Annotated in this window: 15 protein-coding genes, 16 tRNA genes and 1 rRNA gene (1 of these 32 only partly in view); all 32 read left to right on the top strand. The window is 44.3% G+C overall.

Features of this window, described 5'->3' with window-relative positions; genetic code table 11:
* Positions 1–2,010, top strand: a 23S ribosomal RNA gene (locus CEF13_RS23105) (it extends 926 nt beyond the left edge of the window).
* Between the two features lie 108 nt (positions 2,011–2,118).
* Positions 2,119–2,194: transfer RNA gene (locus CEF13_RS23100), tRNA-Asn, on the top strand.
* A 6-nt stretch (positions 2,195–2,200) separates the two neighbouring features.
* Positions 2,201–2,291: transfer RNA gene (locus CEF13_RS23095), tRNA-Ser, on the top strand.
* A 6-nt stretch (positions 2,292–2,297) separates the two neighbouring features.
* A tRNA-Glu gene (locus CEF13_RS23090) sits at positions 2,298–2,372 on the top strand.
* 66 nt (positions 2,373–2,438) lie between these two features.
* Positions 2,439–2,514, top strand: a tRNA-Val gene (locus CEF13_RS23085).
* A gap of 17 nt (positions 2,515–2,531) precedes the next feature.
* Positions 2,532–2,608, top strand: a tRNA-Met gene (locus CEF13_RS23080).
* Positions 2,609–2,643: 35 nt separating this feature from the next.
* Positions 2,644–2,720: transfer RNA gene (locus CEF13_RS23075), tRNA-Asp, on the top strand.
* Positions 2,721–2,738: 18 nt separating this feature from the next.
* A tRNA-Phe gene (locus CEF13_RS23070) sits at positions 2,739–2,814 on the top strand.
* Between the two features lie 33 nt (positions 2,815–2,847).
* Positions 2,848–2,923, top strand: a tRNA-Thr gene (locus CEF13_RS23065).
* A gap of 3 nt (positions 2,924–2,926) precedes the next feature.
* Positions 2,927–3,011, top strand: a tRNA-Tyr gene (locus CEF13_RS23060).
* Between the two features lie 9 nt (positions 3,012–3,020).
* Positions 3,021–3,094, top strand: a tRNA-Trp gene (locus CEF13_RS23055).
* Positions 3,095–3,111: 17 nt separating this feature from the next.
* Positions 3,112–3,187, top strand: a tRNA-His gene (locus CEF13_RS23050).
* Positions 3,188–3,217: 30 nt separating this feature from the next.
* A tRNA-Gln gene (locus CEF13_RS23045) sits at positions 3,218–3,291 on the top strand.
* Positions 3,292–3,298: 7 nt separating this feature from the next.
* A tRNA-Gly gene (locus CEF13_RS23040) sits at positions 3,299–3,373 on the top strand.
* Between the two features lie 7 nt (positions 3,374–3,380).
* A tRNA-Cys gene (locus CEF13_RS23035) sits at positions 3,381–3,454 on the top strand.
* A 20-nt stretch (positions 3,455–3,474) separates the two neighbouring features.
* Positions 3,475–3,551, top strand: a tRNA-Arg gene (locus CEF13_RS23030).
* A gap of 12 nt (positions 3,552–3,563) precedes the next feature.
* Positions 3,564–3,645 (top strand) — tRNA-Leu (locus tag CEF13_RS23025).
* Between the two features lie 160 nt (positions 3,646–3,805).
* Positions 3,806–4,753 (top strand): ABC transporter ATP-binding protein, encoded by a 948-nt coding sequence (locus CEF13_RS23020; RefSeq protein WP_102714386.1) that lies wholly within the window; start codon positions 3,806–3,808, stop codon positions 4,751–4,753.
* Positions 4,746–5,504, top strand: a complete 759-nt coding sequence (locus tag CEF13_RS23015; protein WP_102714385.1) for an ABC transporter permease — start codon at positions 4,746–4,748, stop codon at positions 5,502–5,504. The genes CEF13_RS23020 and CEF13_RS23015 overlap by 8 nt, the downstream gene beginning before the upstream one ends.
* A 44-nt stretch (positions 5,505–5,548) precedes the next feature.
* A complete protein-coding gene (locus CEF13_RS23010) occupies positions 5,549–5,923 on the top strand; it encodes a GntR family transcriptional regulator (protein WP_102714383.1) in 375 nt (124 codons plus the stop codon).
* Between the two features lie 12 nt (positions 5,924–5,935).
* Positions 5,936–6,634, top strand: a complete 699-nt coding sequence (locus tag CEF13_RS23005) for an ABC transporter ATP-binding protein (RefSeq protein ID WP_102714381.1) — start codon at positions 5,936–5,938, stop codon at positions 6,632–6,634.
* The gene (locus CEF13_RS23000; protein WP_102714379.1) at positions 6,631–7,386 is read left to right on the top strand and encodes a hypothetical protein; all 756 of its coding nucleotides are present in this window, start codon (positions 6,631–6,633) and stop codon (positions 7,384–7,386) included. Before CEF13_RS23005 ends, CEF13_RS23000 begins: the two co-directional genes overlap by 4 nt.
* Before the next feature lie 126 nt (positions 7,387–7,512).
* Positions 7,513–9,258 (top strand): sensor histidine kinase, encoded by a 1,746-nt coding sequence (locus CEF13_RS22995; RefSeq protein ID WP_208414432.1) that lies wholly within the window; start codon positions 7,513–7,515, stop codon positions 9,256–9,258.
* On the top strand, positions 9,251–10,864 hold the full coding sequence (locus CEF13_RS22990) for a helix-turn-helix domain-containing protein (protein ID WP_243864396.1): 1,614 nt from the start codon (positions 9,251–9,253) through the stop codon (positions 10,862–10,864). The genes CEF13_RS22995 and CEF13_RS22990 overlap by 8 nt, the downstream gene beginning before the upstream one ends.
* A gap of 119 nt (positions 10,865–10,983) precedes the next feature.
* Positions 10,984–11,961: an ABC transporter permease gene (locus CEF13_RS22985; protein ID WP_102714373.1), complete on the top strand. Its 978-nt coding sequence runs from the start codon at positions 10,984–10,986 to the stop codon at positions 11,959–11,961.
* Positions 11,962–12,009: 48 nt separating this feature from the next.
* Positions 12,010–12,942 (top strand): carbohydrate ABC transporter permease, encoded by a 933-nt coding sequence (locus CEF13_RS22980; RefSeq protein ID WP_102714371.1) that lies wholly within the window; start codon positions 12,010–12,012, stop codon positions 12,940–12,942.
* A gap of 87 nt (positions 12,943–13,029) precedes the next feature.
* Positions 13,030–14,571: an ABC transporter substrate-binding protein gene (locus tag CEF13_RS22975; protein ID WP_102714369.1), complete on the top strand. Its 1,542-nt coding sequence runs from the start codon at positions 13,030–13,032 to the stop codon at positions 14,569–14,571.
* Between the two features lie 131 nt (positions 14,572–14,702).
* Positions 14,703–16,271, top strand: coding sequence for an ABC transporter substrate-binding protein (locus CEF13_RS22970; protein ID WP_243864395.1), 1,569 nt, complete (start codon positions 14,703–14,705; stop codon positions 16,269–16,271).
* A 286-nt stretch (positions 16,272–16,557) separates the two neighbouring features.
* On the top strand, positions 16,558–16,854 hold the full coding sequence (locus tag CEF13_RS22965) for a LiaF transmembrane domain-containing protein (RefSeq protein WP_102714367.1): 297 nt from the start codon (positions 16,558–16,560) through the stop codon (positions 16,852–16,854).
* Between the two features lie 69 nt (positions 16,855–16,923).
* On the top strand, positions 16,924–17,610 hold the full coding sequence (locus CEF13_RS22960) for a PspA/IM30 family protein (RefSeq protein WP_102714365.1): 687 nt from the start codon (positions 16,924–16,926) through the stop codon (positions 17,608–17,610).
* Positions 17,607–18,080 (top strand): PspC domain-containing protein, encoded by a 474-nt coding sequence (locus tag CEF13_RS22955; RefSeq protein ID WP_102714363.1) that lies wholly within the window; start codon positions 17,607–17,609, stop codon positions 18,078–18,080. Before CEF13_RS22960 ends, CEF13_RS22955 begins: the two co-directional genes overlap by 4 nt.
* Before the next feature lies 1 nt (position 18,081).
* Positions 18,082–18,789: a PspA/IM30 family protein gene (locus CEF13_RS22950; protein ID WP_102714361.1), complete on the top strand. Its 708-nt coding sequence runs from the start codon at positions 18,082–18,084 to the stop codon at positions 18,787–18,789.
* The last annotated feature ends 7 nt before the right edge of the window (positions 18,790–18,796 follow it).

The raw sequence follows: 18,796 nt of genomic DNA, 5'->3' as shown, positions 1-18,796 counted from the left end.
TGCGGGGCCCGCCAAGGGTTACCAAGTCCAGTCAAACTCCGAATGCCATAGACGTGCTACTCGGGAGTCAGACAGTGAGTGCTAAGATCCATTGTCAAGAGGGAAACAGCCCAGATCATCAGCTAAGGTCCCCAAGTGTGTGTTAAGTGGGAAAGGATGTGGAGTTGCAAAGACAACCAGGATGTTGGCTTAGAAGCAGCCATCATTTAAAGAGTGCGTAATAGCTCACTGGTCGAGTGACTCTGCGCCGAAAATGTAACGGGGCTAAACACACCACCGAAGCTATGACATGTGCCTATATGGTACTTGGGTAGGGGAGCGTTGAATACGGATTGAAGTTGGACCGTGAGGACTGGTGGACTGTATTCAAGTGAGAATGCCGGTATGAGTAACGAAAAGACAAGTGAGAATCTTGTCCGCCGAAAGCCTAAGGGTTCCTGAGGAAGGCTCGTCCTCTCAGGGTAAGTCGGGACCTAACGCGAGGCCGAAAGGCGTAGTGGATGGACAACAGGTTGAAATTCCTGTACCACCGAAGATCGTTTGAGCAATGGGGTGACACAGAAGGGCAGTGACGCGGACTGATGGAATAGTCCGTCCAAGCAGTGAGGCTGATCGATAGGCAAATCCGTCGATCATAAAGGCTGGGCTGTGATGGGGAGCGAAAATTGCAGTAGCGAAGGTCATGTACTCCGGCTGTCAAGAAAAGCCTCTAGTGAGATCTAGGTGCCCGTACCGCAAACCGACACAGGTAGGCGAGCAGAGCATGCTAAGGCGCGCGGAAGAACTCTCGTTAAGGAACTCGGCAAAATGACCCCGTAACTTCGGGAGAAGGGGTGCCCCGGTAAGGTGAATAGCCTGAGGGGGCCGCAGTGAAAAGGCCCAAGCGACTGTTTAGCAAAAACACAGGTCTGTGCGAAGCCGTAAGGCGAAGTATACGGGCTGACGCCTGCCCGGTGCTGGAAGGTTAAGGGGAGCGGTTAGGGGTTAAACCCGAAGCTGTGAACCGAAGCCCCAGTAAACGGCGGCCGTAACTATAACGGTCCTAAGGTAGCGAAATTCCTTGTCAGGTAAATTCTGACCCGCACGAATGGCGTAACGACTTGGGCGCTGTCTCAACGAGAGATCCGGTGAAATTTTAATACCTGTGAAGATGCAGGTTACCCGCGACAAGACGGAAAGACCCCATGGAGCTTTACTGTAACTTGATATTGAACTTTGGTACGATCTGTACAGGATAGGTGGGAGCCTTTGAAGCATGAGCGCCAGCTTGTGTGGAGGCAACGTTGGGATACCACCCTGATCGTATCGGAGTTCTAACCTAGGACCATGAAACTGGTTCGGGGACCGTGTCAGGTGGACAGTTTGACTGGGGCGGTCGCCTCCTAAAATGTAACGGAGGCGCCCAAAGGTTCCCTCAGAATGGTTGGAAATCATTCGTAGAGTGCAAAGGCATAAGGGAGCTTGACTGCGAGACCTACAAGTCGAGCAGGGACGAAAGTCGGGCTTAGTGATCCGGTGGTACCGAATGGAAGGGCCATCGCTCAACGGATAAAAGCTACCCTGGGGATAACAGGCTTATCTCCCCCAAGAGTCCACATCGACGGGGAGGTTTGGCACCTCGATGTCGGCTCATCGCATCCTGGGGCTGAAGTAGGTCCCAAGGGTTGGGCTGTTCGCCCATTAAAGCGGTACGCGAGCTGGGTTCAGAACGTCGTGAGACAGTTCGGTCCCTATCTGTCGCGGGCGCAGGAAATTTGAGAGGAGCTGTCCTTAGTACGAGAGGACCGGGATGGACGTACCGCTGGTGTACCAGTTGTTCCGCCAGGAGCACCGCTGGGTAGCCAAGTACGGACGGGATAAGCGCTGAAAGCATCTAAGCGTGAAGCCCCCCTCAAGATGAGATTTCCCAGTATGTAAGACCCCTTGAAGACGACGAGGTTGATAGGTTCGGGGTGGAAGCACAGCAATGTGTGGAGCTGACGAATACTAATCGGTCGAGGGCTTATCCTAAAACAGTTTGTTTGGACCCATACATCCGGCAGACAACAGCAGTAAGGTTTCAGCAAACCTACCTTTCGTATCCAGTTTTCAGGGCGTAAGCTTTGAGATCATTTATTTTCCCTGATAGCTCAGTTGGTAGAGCACTCGACTGTTAATCGAGTTGTCACAGGTTCGAGTCCTGTTCGGGGAGCCATATACTGGAGAAGTGTCCGAGTGGTCGAAGGAGCACGATTGGAAATCGTGTAGGCTCTAACCGGGTCTCGAGGGTTCGAATCCCTCCTTCTCCGCCAGTATGCGGCCCGTTGGTCAAGTGGTTAAGACACCTCCCTTTCACGGAGGTAACAGGGGTTCGAGTCCCCTACGGGTCACCAATTTTTTTTAAAAAAGAGCTTGACTAAAAAAATATCATACGATATAATATAAAAGTCGCTCAACATGGAGGCTTAGCTCAGCTGGGAGAGCATCTGCCTTACAAGCAGAGGGTCGGCGGTTCGATCCCGTCAGCCTCCACCATAATAATTTTTGATCGACGCGGGGTGGAGCAGCCCGGTAGCTCGTCGGGCTCATAACCCGAAGGCCGCAGGTTCAAATCCTGCCCCCGCAACCAATTACCACCTATCGGAAGTTTCCGAGATATGATGTGGAGCTGTGGTGTAGTGGCCCAACATGCCTGCCTGTCACGCAGGAGACCGCGGGTTCGAATCCCGTCAGCTCCGCCACTTTTCAAAAAAACATCAGGCTCGGTAGCTCAGTCGGTAGAGCAGAGGACTGAAAATCCTCGTGTCGGCGGTTCGATTCCGTCCCGAGCCACCATTATGTTTTGTTAGAAAGACTGTAAGTGTATATGCCGTTGTAGCTCAACTGGTAGAGCAACTGACTTGTAATCAGTAGGTTGGGGGTTCAAGTCCTCTCGACGGCACCATATGGAGGATTAGTGAAGTGGCTAAACACGGCAGACTGTAAATCTGCTCTCTCTGAGTTCGGTGGTTCGAATCCATCATCCTCCACCAGTTTACCTTAGGGGCATAGTTTAAAGGTAGAACAAAGGTCTCCAAAACCTTTGGTGTGGGTTCAATTCCTGCTGCCCCTGCCAATAGAATACTTATTGTGGCGGTCGTGGCGAAGTGGTTAACGCATCGGTTTGTGGATCCGACACTCGGGGGTTCAATTCCCCTCGATCGCCCCATTTTTATTTAAAAAATGCAATACAAAATGTTGGGGTTTAGCCAAGCGGTAAGGCAACGGACTTTGACTCCGTCATCTCAGGTTCGAATCCTGAATCCCCAGCCATTTATTTGCGGAAGTGGCTCAGCGGTAGAGCATCGCCTTGCCAAGGCGAGGGTCGCGGGTTCGATTCCCGTCTTCCGCTCCATTATGTTGGCGCCATAGCCAAGTGGTAAGGCAGAGCTCTGCAAAAGCTCTACCCCCAGTTCGAGTCTGGGTGGCGCCTCCACAAATTTCTTGAAAACATATGTGCCCTTAGCTCAGCTGGATAGAGCGTTTGACTACGAATCAAAAGGCCAGGAGTTCGAATCTCTTAGGGCACGCCATCTATACAACTTGCCGATGTGGCGGAATGGCAGACGCGCGCGACTCAAAATCGTGAGGGAAACCGTGGAGGTTCGAGTCCTCTCATCGGCACCAACAATTAAACTTAAACTCTTAAGATCCTAGGATCTTAAGAGTTTTTTTGTGTTTGCATTCTAACTACAGCTATTGAACGCACTAATATAGCCTATTTACAGTACCCATTTATTAGTGTACTATATAACTAATACACAAGGACACTGGAGGTCGAAGAAACATGAGTGCGTATCAAAATCAGCAGCATGCCGTAATGCAGTTGAGAAATGTAACGAAATTGATTTCAGGTAAAAAAATTGTTGATCAATTATCTTTTGATGTTTATCCAGGAGAGATTGTTGGATTACTGGGGCCTAATGGTGCTGGCAAGACGACGACGATCCGTATGATTGTTGGATTAATGGATATGAGCGAGGGTGATGTTTTCATTCAGGGGAAAAGCATCCGAAGTGATTTTACTAAGGCAATACGGAACATCGGAGCCATAATTGAAAATCCAGAGTTTTACCCCTATATGACAGGCTATGATAATTTAAAACAATATCAGAGGATGTCGGAAGGAGTAACGGAAGAAAGACTTAAAACTGTAACCGAGCTTGTTGGTTTACAGGATGCAATGAATAAGAAGGTAAGAGCATATTCACTTGGTATGAGACAGCGTCTCGGCATCGCACAGGCACTGCTGCACAACCCGTCCTTGCTTATCCTTGATGAACCAACTAATGGGCTTGATCCTGCAGGTATTCGGGAGATGCGAGAATATTTAAAAAGAATTGCGAATGAAGCTGGAATTTCAATTCTAGTATCGAGCCACTTGCTTGCTGAGATGGAACTAATGTGCAGCCGTGTAGTTGTCATTCAAGAAGGCAAATATGTAACTCATCGTACACTAGGCGAACCTGTGCTGCAGGAGCAGAACATTTCAATATCCATTCGTGTGGATGATCTGGATCGCGCAAGAAAAGCAGCTGCAAATGTAGAGCAAGTAGAAGTTGTTCAAATGCTGGTGGAAAGCAATGAGCTTGTATTGTCATTGATGGATGAGCAAATTCCACAGGTTGTAGCCAAACTCGGATCGGAACAAGTGCAAATTTATCGTATAACGGAAACAAAGCAATCGCTGGAAGATGAGTTTTTGAAATGGACGGGAGGTAATCGCATTGCTTAGTTTTGGACAATTGGTATACAATGAATGGCTGAAAATGTCTAAGAAACGAAGCTTCTTAATTGCATATGCTGCCATCTTAATATGTATAGCAGCCGTCGGCTATCTAATTGTTGCGACAGCTGGGGATGAAATGCCTACCGTATTGGAATTCACGAGTATCATTATGGCGAAAAATGGAGTAGGTGTTATCGTTACAATTATTGCGATCATTTTTACAGCGGGTGTTGTCTCGAAAGAGCATCAGCTCGGCACAATCAAATTTTTATTAATTCGTGCACACAGCAGAAGTGAAATACTAGCTTCAAAATATGTAACTGTACTGCTTTTCACTTGCTCGTTAATTATATTCTCAGCGATTATTGCTGCTACGGGAGGCTTTATTGTTTTCGATCATGCTGCAGGAGATCATATCTGGCAGAAAATCGCGCAAGCAGCTCTATATCAATTCATATACACAGGGATTTACGTTACACTAACGTTTATGTTTGGAGTCATAACGAGGTCGTCGGGAGCTACAATAGGAATTGGCATGACAGCGGTTTTGCTGGAAGGCATACTTTCGATGCTGCTTTCGGGCTATGATTTCTCCAAATACTTGTTATTTATGAATACTGATCTGTCTATATATGCAAGCAGTGGACCGCCAATAGAAGGAATGACGTTCAGCTTCTCGAGCGTTGTAGCTGCTGCATATGTCTTATTATTTTTAGCCGCAAGCTTTGTTACATTTAAGAAACGAGACATCGCCTAAGTATGCCGTTGGTACTGAAGCACCGGAGGGGAGAAGGACAAATTGTGAGCATTGAATTTGATAATAACATGCCGATTTACATCCAAATTATGAATTATATTAAGAAAGAAATCGTTATTGGCAACTTAAAGGCCGGTGACAAAATACCAGCTGTACGTGAGCTCGCACTAGAGCTGCAAATTAACCCCAATACGGTACAGCGTACTTTTCAAGAGCTGGAACGTGATGGAATTGTCGAAACAAAACGAGGCTTGGGCCGTTATGTCACAAGTGAGGAGTCGAAAATTATGGAGATTAAGAAAGAAATGGCTGGAGACCTGCTTGGCCGGTTTATACAAGGCATGCAGGAGCTTGGATTCGCAAATAACGATATCGTGACAATTGTCGCTCAAGCGGTGAATGAGGAAGACAAAGAATAGGAGTGAAGGAATGTGGAGAGCGTATTGCAGCTAACAAATGTAACAAAATCATATAGAGGCAAGAAGGCTTTAGACAATGTATCATTCACCTTGTCTCCCGGTAAGATTATTGGCTTGCTCGGAAGCAACGGAAGCGGCAAGAGCACGATAATGAAGCTAGCAGCAGGCTTGATACAGCCAGCCTCTGGTACGGTTACAATAGGCGGGCAGCTCGTAGGCAGGGAGACAAGAGCAGTCACTTCATTTATGCCGGATCAGCCCTTGACGGAGAGCTGGATGCGCGTGGAGAATGCGATACAGTATTACAATGACTTTTTTACAGATTTCGATGCTGCCAAAGCAAATGAGATGCTCACCTTCATGAAGCTTAATAAAACGGATCGGATCAGCACGTTATCTAAGGGGATGAATGAACGCCTTCAGCTTACACTTACTTTATCCCGCAATGCCAAGCTATATCTGCTGGATGAGCCGATCGGAGGCGTAGATCCTGTTGCGAGAGCGAAAATATTGGATGCCATCGTGAACTATTATAATGAAGAAAGCAGTATGCTTGTATCAACTCACCTCGTGCATGATATCGAGAGAATTTTTGATGAAGTGATATTTATACGCGAGGGAAAAATCGTGCTGCAGGATGAGGTTGAGAATATTCGAATTACTCACGGAAAAAGCATTGATGAAATGTTTAAGGGGGTGTTTGGAGAATGATCAAGCTACTGAAATATGATTGGAAGCGAAACAGCGATGGCATCCTCAGCACACTCGCTATACTCATAATCGTGCAAGTGGTACTCACTATTGTAGGCTTAACAAGAAATTGGGATGAGATTGTATTAGTAAGCCTCAGTGCATTCCTCTATTCTTTGACTGGTATACTGCTTTTCATTAATTGCTGCAGAACCTTTGACCATAATATTAAATCATACAGCCGAAGGCTGCTTACCCTGCATCCGCTTAATGGTGTTGGAGCTGTTATTATTCTAAGCTGGTTTGTCATGATGGCCGTTGTCGTTATTGCAGCGATTCACTTTTTGATTTATGCCTCATATTCGGATTGGGATACCAGTCTACTGAAACAACCTGAATTATGGAATATAGGGGCGATAATGGGGATCGTGTTGCAAACGGTATGGGGCTACACGTGTATAATGGTTGCAATCTTGCTCTCTATAACGGTGGCAAGAAGCTTTCGTGTTAAAGGATCTACATGGATCGGCATTCTCTTTTTCATTATTCTGCAAAGCGTTTACTCTTGGTTGCAATATCTCTTGTTTCATAATAATAAAGCATCAATCGGAGTCATCTCTATGGACATTACAGATTCTAATGATGCAAGCTTATCATTTTTTTCAAACATGAATATTAATTTTTTGATCGGACCGTTTTTGATGGAACTGGTATTTTTTATAGGATCTCTTTATTTAATGAGTTACTTGTTGAATAAAAAAGTAGAGATTTAGCTGATGTGTGAAGGGGTATGAGAGGCATGAAGCCTTTTATACCCCTTTTTTCTGATGTTAAGAAAGCGCATTAAATGGTAGAATTAGAGAATATTCTAAGGCTCTATAGGAGGAAAGTGAAGCGTGATGTTTGGTAAATCCATTAGAACGCGTCTTATTATCGGGTTTATGGCGGTTATGCTTCCGGTTGTCATCTATATGCTCATTAATAACAGCTACTCACGGGACATCGTAAGGGAAAAAGTAGCCGAGACTTATCGAAATACGCTCGATATTTATGTCGGACAGACTGATCATAATCTATCTCAAATAAATGATTATCTGTATAAAATGTCGGTGCTCGATTCGGACGTTGGGCTGCTTATGTCCTTTCCTATGGACAGTGACGGCTATACTTTAACGAAAATAAGAATCGATTCTAAGCTGAACCGGGACGTTGGTGTATATAACCTAATTGATGCCGTGTTTTTGTATCATAAGAATGACATTATTTTTGGCACAAAAAGCATATATAATGAAACAAAAAAAATGATCCAAACGCATATGGACGATATGACGAATGACATTAACCTCGCACAAAGCGATCAACATAGATGGGAGGTCAGAGAGGATGCGCGAATGCCGGGTAAATATTTTATTATCAATTTCATTAAGGTAGCGGATGGGCTTTATGTTGGCGCAATTATTAGAATAATAGATATAAATGCTATGCTATCGATCCAATGGAGTGATGGAGATATCGGCCATAACGGAATCTATTTGCGGCATGAGAATAGGCTTGTCCAGTCTCTAACGGAAAATCTTACGCCGCTGGAATTGAGCTATAACATTTCCGACAAGCCGTATGAATCGCTTACCGACAGGAAGAGCGGGGCAAATTATCTCGTTATGAATCGAGCAAGCAGCATGGTTGATATTGCTTACCGCGTCGTTATTCCGGAGGAGACGCTGCTGCAGAATTTGTATTTTTTCCGAAATGCGACTTTATTTGCACCTATTGGCTTTCTTGCGATTTTACTAATTTATTTGTTCTTTATGAGGAATATGCTGTTTAAGCCGCTGCAAGAGCTCATACTTGCGATGAAGAAAATTTCACTTGGCATGCTGGACGTTCGTTTAAAGAAAAATAAAACGCTGGAATTTGAATTTCTCGGCAACACGTTTAACGTCATGGCAGAACAAATCAAAACATTGAAGATCGACGTTTATGAGGAGCAGCTTCGTGTTAAGCAAGGTGAATTAAAACAGCTGCAGGCGCAGATTAATCCGCATTTTTATATGAACAGCTTAAATATCATTTATAATTTAGCGGCATTAAACGATACAGAGTCTGTCAAAAAAATGTCCCTTCATCTAGCCGATTATTTCCGGTTCATTATGCGAGCCAATCGAGATACCATTTCGCTTAAGGAGGAGCTTACTCATATCGAGAACTACATGACCATTCAACAAATCAGATTTCCAGACAAGCTGTTATGCAAGTTTGAAGGCTTGGATGATATTTTGAATTTTCCCATTGCCGCATTAACTGTACAGCCATTTGTAGAAAACAGTATCATCCATGGCTTTAAAAATAGAAGGCAGCTGTTCGAAATTAAAATTAAGGCTGAAACGGTGCAAAATGGCTTTATGCTGACGATTAGCGATAATGGTGTTGGTTTCAGTCCGGAGTTACTGCATAAGCTGCAAAATAATGAATTGTTTCAACAGGAGGAATCCAGCAGCTTAGGCATCATAAATGTCATTCATAGACTGCAGCTTCTGTATGGTGCTCAGACCTCTATTACATTCAGCAATCAATCGGAGGGCAGCGGCGCGATCGTGGCGATCGTATTTCCAAAGCCTGCAGAAGGAGTTAAAGCCGTTGTATAATTTATTAGTTGTCGATGATGAGGATATAGCCATTCGAGGCATTGTGAAAGGAATAGATTGGTCGGAGCTGCCGATAGCCAATATTTATACTGCATATGATGTAGAGGAAGCGCAGGCACTGCTGAAGGAGCATATCATTCACATTGTCTTATCGGACATTGATATGCCGAATCAAAGCGGAATTGATTTGTTGGAATGGGTAAACGAGCATTCGCCTTTAAGCATCACCATCTTTCTGACAGGACATGCCGATTTTAAATATGCGCAGCAAGCCGTTCAGCTGGATTGCTTCGATTATCTGCTGAAGCCAATTGATCATGGCGCACTCAAAGCCTGCGTGAATAGTGCATTGGATAAGGTCCGCGAGTTGGAACAGCTGAACAAAATCCGAGGTACTTATAACTTGTTTTATGAGCAGTGGAACAAGGAGCGTCCCATTCTAATTGAACGGTTCTGGCAGGACGTGCTGCACTTTAGACTGTCATCAGCGCCTCAGCAGCTTAATTCTGCATTGCAAAACTACGCTTTGCCTCTGCAGGCAAGCAGTCCGATTCGTGTGGTAATGATTAGTATTGAACAGTGGAGGGAAGAATGGTCCGCCCGAGATGAGGAAATTATGACCTATGGCGTGAAGAATGCAGCGGAGGAGATGATTCTGCAGAAGGCTCCAGGACATATCGTACAGGATAGCAACGGGATTCTATATGTACTGTTCTATGGGGTTCAGGATGAAGATGCGCAGTCTGAATCTGCGACAGCTGAAAGCTGTCAAATCTTTATCGATAAATGTAGAAACATGCTGCATTGTCATTTGTCCTGTTATATCGGAGAGGCTGTAGAGGTGCAGCAAATACGCACATCCATTCAGGCTCTGCAAGTGCTCGAGCGCAGTAATATAAGCAAAACCTGCTCTGTTATTAGAGAAAGAGAGAATAAACAGAAGCTTGAACAAAGCACACCGCAGCAGGTTCCATTCTCCGAATGGGCGCTGCTTCTGGAATCCGGCAAACAAAAGGAATTGTCGGTGCGCATTGACGAATGCTTTGATGGCATGCAGTCGATGAAGGTTGATTATACATATATGGTGGCTTTTTATTATGGCTTTATGAATATGCTGTTTCAATGGCTTGATAAAAAGTCGGTTCAAATGACTGATGTGTTTCCTAAGAGAGAATGGGAAGCAGCAGAAAATGTTCTGAAATCGTTAGTACGAATGAGAGCTTGGGCCCAGCAGTTAAGCCTGCAAGTAACAGAATATGCGAATCAGAATGGCAAGGATGTATCGCAGGTGGTCGAGAAGGTGCAGCGTTTCATGGAAGAGCATCTGGGCGAGGAGTTTAGCCGTGAGCAAGCAGCAGAGCATGTGTTTTTGAACCCGGCCTATCTATCACGATTGTTCCGGAGGGAAACCGGTTATTCATTAACCGATTATTTGGTCAGGCTTCGAATTACGAAAGCGAGAATCGAACTGGAAAAAACAAATAACCGGGTAAGCGATATTGCTATTCATGTAGGCTACGGCAACTTTTCTCACTTCTCCAAGCTATTCAAAAAAATGATAGGTATGACACCGCAGGAGTATCGCAAAAAATTCCAGGACGTATAGATTAAAAAGTCACATGACCGTTAATACGGTCACGACGCCGACAGATGTCGGCGTCTTTTTTTTATACAATAAATACAAGAAACAGAACAATGAATAGCAGAAAGAGGAGGGGGAAGGCGATGGCGAATCAGGCGTCGGAAGCGGCTACAACCGCCTATATTCCAAAGAAAACAGTTATGAAAACTTCGCAAGTTCGTATATTCCGGAAGTATTGGATGTTTTACTTTATGATGCTGCCGGCAATCGTGCTGCTTGTACTGAACAATTACATACCGATGTTCGGAATCATCATTGCGTTCAAAAATATTAACTATGCGGATGGCATATTGGGAAGTCCTTGGAGCGGTCTTAAAAACTTCGAGTATTTGTTCAAAACATCAGATGCTTGGGTCATTACTCGAAATACGCTGCTATATAACTCGGGATTCATTGTATTGAACCTCATTTTTCCTCTAGCCTTCGCGATTATGCTCAATGAAATCCGAAGCAGATTTCTCGCTAAGCTGCATCAAACGATCATGTTCCTTCCTTACTTTCTATCCATGGTCGTCATAAGCTATCTCGTTTTCGGCTTTTTGAGCGACCAGCACGGCTACTTGAATACCTCCTTAATGCCGGCACTCGGACTCGAACCAGTGCAATGGTATTTCACTCAAAATGTTTGGCCTTACATTTTGCCTGTCGTAAACACATGGAAAAGCATGGGATACTTTACCGTCATTTACATGGCAGCGATTATCGGCATTGATGATGAGTATTACGAAGCAGCCACCATAGATGGGGCAAGCAAATGGAAGCAAATGACGAGTATCACGATCCCGTTAATCATGCCTATTATTACGATTATGACGCTTCTGCAAATCGGAAAAATATTTAATGCTGACTTTGGGCTATTCTTCCAGGTTCCGAGAGAATCAGGTGTGCTGTTCCCGGTTACGAATGTAATCGATACTTACGTATACCGTACGTTCCTGACAGTAGGAGATATTGGGCTTTCATCTGCAGCCGGTCTGCTGCAGTCGGTTGTCGGATTTACTTTAGTGTTTCTATCCAATTGGGTTGTACGTCGAGTCAACAAGGATAACGCATTATTTTAAACAGTAAGCAAGATTGCTAATTAATGAAAAATAGTTGGAGGTGATCCTATGGAAGCAGCTGAGAAAAAATCGTCCGGGTCCAAATTTAAAAATCAATTGTCGCTCCCGGCTTCTCTAGGTATCAATATTTTCTTTATTGTGTATTCATTGCTTTGCATCATACCGTTATTTCTGATCATCATGGTTTCGATATCTGATGAAGGAACAGTTGTAAGAGAAGGCTATCAATTTATACCTTCTAAGCTGGATTTGGGAGCGTATCAATTCCTATTCAAGGACGCCACACAAATCATTCGCTCATACAGCATTTCAATCATGGTCACGATTATTGGAACCGTATCGAGCTTATTGATTATGGCACTATATGCTTATCCGATATCAAGATCTGATTTCCCGCATGCCAAGTTTTTCACCTTCTTCATATTTTTCACGATGCTGTTCTCGGGCGGCCTCGTTCCATGGTATTTAGTTTATGTGCAGGTGCTTGATCTGAAGGATACGATGATGGCACTGATTATGCCGCTGGTAGTTGCAGCCTTCTTCGTTCTTATTATCCGAACCTTCTTTCAGACAACGATCCCGGCAGCCGTTCTGGAGTCTGCAAAAATCGACGGTGCAGGCGAAATGACCATATTCGTGAAAATTGTTCTTCCGCTGTCTCTCCCGGTACTTGCGACCGTAGCACTATTCCAAACATTAACGTATTGGAATGACTGGTTTCTTAGCCTGGTGTTCATCACGAAGGAAGCGAATATCACCGTCCAATACTTGATGTATAAAACAATGCTTAATATTCAGTTTTTGGCAAATAACAGCACGGCAGCCGCAGCTATCAGGGCAGCTGGAGGAGAGTTTAAATTTCCTAGCGAGACGGTTCGGATGGCGATGGTTGTTGTTGGAATAGGCCCTATTATTTTCGCTTACCCATTCTTCCAGAAATATTTCGTTAAAGGCCTCACCGTTGGTGCGGTAAAAGGCTAGCTTCGCCTAAAGTAGACTTGCGCAAGGCTTTTGCCGACATTGTCGGTTGAGCATATAATCTTATATCTTAAGGGAGGTCCACCCGCAATGAAGCAAGTTAAACAAAAAACGTCTATGCTTCTACTCATGATGATGTCCATCGTATTAATTATTTCCGCATGCTCAGGAAACAACGGCAAAAAAAACGATCCGCCGAAAGAAAATGCAGCTACGAATAAACCGAAAACAGAAGATGCTGCTCCTCCGGCATCAGACTTAAAGCCATATGAGATTTCTCTCGTATACCCGGGTACGCCGCAAGCTGATGAGAAAAAAATAGAAGCAGCTCTAAATAAGATTCTTACTGAAAAAATTAATGCAACAATCGATCTGAGACCTATTGATTGGGGTGCTTGGGACGACAAAATCAACTTGATGGTTGCTTCAAGCGAAGCCGTTGATATTGTTTTCACAGCGCAATGGAACGGACATGCGAAATATGTTGCCAAAGGTGCTTTCATAGATCTAGGTGAACTGCTTAATGAATATGGTCAAGGCATTAAGGATTCACTTGATCCCGCATTCCTTGAAGGCGCAAAAATCAACGGAAAAAACTACGGTATTCCGACGAATAAGGAATTAGCAGCAACCGGTGGAGTCGTTTACCGAAAAGATGTGACAGATGAACTCGGCATTGACATGAGCAATGTCAAAACGCCTGCCGATTTAGATGCTGTCTATGCGATTGTGAAAGAAAAGAAACCGGAATTAACGCCGTTATACACAACAGCAGGCGCATTCAACTCGCATTTTTTTGCCAACTATGATTTTCTAGGGGATTCAACGATTCCTGGAGCTATTCTGAAAGATAAAGATGAAACAACGGTTATGCCGATCGAGCAGCTTGATCGCTATAAGGAATATTTGAATCTGACTCGTGACTATTTCAAAAAAGGCTACATTAACAAGGATGCAGCTACGACCCAAGTGTCTTCTAGCGACGCATGGGTAGCCGGAACCGTATTCTCGACGCTGGAATCGTTGAAGCCGGGTAAAGCAGATGAAATTGCGAGTGCTTCAAACCTGACAGGCAAGCTGGCACAAATTACGATGAATGAAAAAACGGTTGCAACCTCTGAAACAGCTGGCTCGATGCTGGGCATTTCATTTACATCAAAAGATCCGGCACGCGCTATGATGCTGATCAATCTTCTGCATACGGATAAAGAATTGAATAATATTCTGAACTTCGGTATCGAAGGCGATCACTATACTCGTGACGGTGAAATTATTACAGCTACGGCAAATACACCGAATTATAATCCAGGCGCATCATGGATGTTCGGCAATCAGTTCCTGAACTATATTTGGAATACAGAGGACCCGGATAAATGGGCTAAATTCAAAGAATTTAACCAAAATGCAAAAATTTCTCCAGGACTGGGCTTCGTATTCGACAGCGAGCCGGTAAAAGCGGAAGTTGGCGCTTTGGCAAACGTTATTCGTCAATATCAAAGAGCGCTTGAAACAGGTTCTGTTGATGTGGACAAAGCACTTGCCGAATATGAGGCTAAGCTGAAAGAAGCAGGCGTTGAGAAGGTAGTAGCTGAGAAACAAAAGCAGTTTAATGCATTTTTGGCCAGCAAATAGGATGAAGCACTAGAAGCAACCCGCATCTTGCAATAAGATGCGGGTTTTTCTTGCTTGCATTTTTTTGTTTATTCTTTACAATAAAACTAGCATCTTCAAATCTGGATTATCCCATAGGGGGCAATTGGAATATGACCCGAACAATGAGCCATTTCTATCGATCAAGAATGATTCTATTCATTGGCTTAATTTGGATCTGCGCTTGCTCCAGAGGGGGTAATACAGAACGTATTGAAAATAATAGTCCAATAAGCACCAAAACTGAAAGCGTTTTCGATGTTGGCGATGATAATGAGGAATTGCAAAGCAACAATAATAATTCCGGAGCCTATACCTTAAAGTTTGTATATATTGGATCGTCGCAGCAGGATGAGGTAGAAATTGAAACAGCGATAAATGATTATCTGTCTGACAAAATAAATGCCAAAATTGATATTATTCCGATCGACTGGGGACCTTGGGACGACAAAACAAACCTCATGATCGCCTCCCGAGAGAAGTTCGATATTATATTTACAGCACAATGGAATAAGCATGCGGTTCATGTATCGAAGGGTGCTTTTGTTGAGCTTGATGATCTGTTGGAGCAGTATGGGCAGGGGATATTGCAATCACTCGATCCCGTATTTCTTGAAGGTGCCAAGATCAATGGAAAAAACTACGCCGTTCCGACAAACAAAGAGTTTGCCGCACAGGGAGGCATTATTTACCGTTCCGATATTGCAGAAGAATTAGGCTTGGATATGTCAGCAGTCAAGAGCATAAGCGACTTGGACGCTATATATAAAGTAATTCTGGATAAAAAACCAGGAATGACCCCGATTTATATGAAGCTCGGGGAAACGTTCAATACTCACTATATTGGAAATTATGATGCACTTGGCGATACATCTATTCCAGGCATTATTCTAAAGGATGAAGAAAGCACGATGGTTATGCCTAACTACGAGGTGGAACGTTACGTAGATACACTGCGCATCACGCGGGACTTCTTCAAAAAAGGGTATATTAACAAGGATGCGGCTACTAATCAAACAATGAATATGGATGCGCTGCGGTCAGGAGACGTTTTTTCTATTACGGCTTCTTTGAAGCCAGGCAAAGATGAAGAGCTGGCGATACAGACTGGACTAATTGGCAAGCTTGCCCAGCTAGAACTGAATGCAAAGACGATTGCAACCTCTGAGACGGCAGGCTCAATGCTGGCGATATCGTCAACCTCTGAAGATCCGGCTCGCGCCATGATGTTTATTAATTTACTTCATACCGATAAGTATTTGAATAATTTATTGAATTATGGAATTGAGGGCAAGCATTATGTGAAAATAAACGAAAGCGTAATTCAGCCCACAGCGCAAACAAAGGATTACAATCCGGCTTCCAACTGGATGTTCGGCAATCAGTTTCTGAACTATGTATGGGATACAGAAGACCCTAATAAGTGGAACAACTTTTATGATTTTAATCAAAATGCGAAACTATCGCCAGGGCTTGGCTTCCTATTTGATGGAAATTCGGTTCGTGCAGAAATTGCAGCGGTCGTTAACGTAGACCGACAATACCAGACAGCGCTGGAGACCGGATCAGTCGAGATTGATAAAGTATTGCCCGAATACATTGAGCGGCTTAAAGCTGCTGGAATCGAGAAAATTATCGCGGAAAAGCAGGCGCAGTTCGATATTTTTCTCGCGAATAAATAGAAGCGAATGAATAAAGTGCTGACTAAGCGGGAGACGCTTTGCACGGCACTTTAACTATTTAATTATAAGGCTATATGACGTTTAAGCTGTAATTAGTCGGTTAAAAGCGAGATTCGTCCCTAGAGACTGGCAGCTGACTCGACCTAAGTCCAGTTCGAAAACCGCCGAAGGTCCGTTTTAGAATAAAGAAAATTGATCTAAACTAAGTACATAAGCAAGAGCAACACGAAATAGGAAATAAACAAAAAGAATAAATTCTAGTAATTGAAAGGAGTGAGAGTTGAAGATGAATAGAAAAAGTGCATTAGGCATACTGCTCATAATCGTCGGAGGCATCGCGGTACTTAATTTTGTAGGTATTCATTTCGGAGCTATATTCGGATTCATTATGCCGTTCATACTGATCGGGCTTGGTGCCGTTGGTTGGATGAACAATAAGAAATGGATCGGCGGCATACTTATTGTAATCGGCGGATTTATGCTGCTCGGCAAGCTTGGCGTGATTATAATGCTGCTTCTTGCGATTGGTTTGATCGCAGCCGGAATCAGCTTGTTCAAGAAAAATAAACGCGGAGTTTACTAAAAGCTGCGAAGTAAGAATAGAAAGCTATATCCAAGAAAGTTGTTTTGCTTAGCCAAAGGAGGGCATGGAATGAGCATTATGAAACGTGTACGTGATATTACAGCTGCTACATTAAATGAAAGACTAGAAAAGTCGGAGGATCCGGTACGCATGATTGATCAGTTCCTCTGGTCGACAAGGGAAGATATTATACAGGCGGAGAAGCTGTATCAGCAGTATGCAGGTCACAGCAACCATTTGAAAGCACAGTGGCTCCAAGCAGAAGCACAGAAAGAGAGACGCGAGAATCAAGCGTTGACGGCTCTCAAAGCAGGAGAAGAGCAAATGGCACGGATTGCGCTGCATGAGAAAGCAAGCTCTGAAGAACGATCGATTCAGTATCGCGAGCTTTATGAGCAAAGCAGACAAAATACGCTTGATCTTGAGGATCAGCTGCGCGAGATGCGCAGTGAATACCAAACCGTTTATGATAAACGCGAATACTATGCAGCACGCATGGAATCACTAAGGCTGCAGCAGCGTATGAACAGCCGTTATAACAGCGGCTTTGGCGAACAAGGCGTACAGCCAGGCTCCGTATTTAGAAGGCTGGAAGATCGCATCAGCGGGATGGAGCATGAAGCCAAGAGCTTGCGCGACATTCGCAGAATGGGGCAAGAATTCGTATCGGAAGCGGGCAATACCGTACATTCCGTTATAGAAAGAGAGCTTGAGCAATTGAAGCGAAAGCTTGAGAAGGAAGGTTGGACGTCTTGAGAAAACTGTATCGATCTTCACGCGACAAGAAGCTGTTCGGCCTTTGCGGCGGACTAGCGGAAATGTTAAACGTCGATGCGACCTTGCTGCGGATTCTACTCATTGTCATTACGATATTTACAAGCGGCGCTGTAATTCTTATATACATTATTGCGGGTCTGGTCGTACCAAAGGAACCGCCGGTATTTAATCCAAACGGATTCGGAAACGGATATGGTGGACACGGTGGAGCTGGAGGACATGGTGGTCACGGAGGATATAATGGTGGATTTGGTTCGCAATCACAATTCGGCGGACCTTATAGAAACCCTCCGCAAGCGCCAGGAGCATGGAGCCAATCTCAACCAGGACCACAAGCAGCATCAACACAGTTCGATAGCATGATGGATGATCTGGAGAAAAAAGCATTACGTCGGGAAATAGAAGAACTGAAAGCCAAAATTGCTCAATATGAGAAGGGAGATTTATAATATGGGAATTTTCAAACGTATGAAGGATATGACGAAGGCATCGGTAAATGAGGCATTGGACAAAATTGAAGATCCGATTATTATGTTGAATCAATACTTGCGTGATATGGAGTCTGAGATTCATCAAGCTGAAGTAACAGTAGCTAAGCAAATGGCTAATGAACGCCGTGTGAAGCAGCGTCTTGAGGAAGCAGTGCGCAGCACAGCTGACCGCGAATCGAAGGCTGAGGCGGCTCTGAGAGCCGGTCAAGAGGAGCTTGCCCGCAAGCTGCTGGAAGAAAAGCTTTACTTTGATCAGAAAGTAACGGAATATGTAGATATGCATGCACAATCGAAGAGCCAAGCGGAAGAATTGCTGCAGCAATTGCATACCATGAAGGATGAGTTCTACCAATTACGCAACAAGCGCAATGAGCTCGCTTCCCGTGCACAAGTAGCCAAAGCACAAAAGCAAATGGCGCAGCTTACAGCTAATCACACGATTGACAGCGGCTCGGCTTCACGCGGCTTCTACCGTATGGAAGAAAAAATTATGCAGCTTGAGGCTGAAGCTGATGTGCTTCGCACGCCTTACACTTACAGCAGCACAACAAGCGGATTTAATGCGGCTGATGCAGAGAAGCAGCATAAGGTAGATGAGCAACTGCAAGCGCTCAAAAACAAGCTGAATCCAAAAGCTTCCTTAGATAAAGCTCCAACTGATAAATAACATTTAT

The organism is Paenibacillus castaneae, from assembly GCF_002884445.1.
In the GTDB taxonomy this organism is placed as follows: domain Bacteria; phylum Bacillota; class Bacilli; order Paenibacillales; family Paenibacillaceae; genus Pristimantibacillus; species Pristimantibacillus castaneae.
This window is presented reverse-complemented; position numbering and strand designations above follow the sequence as displayed.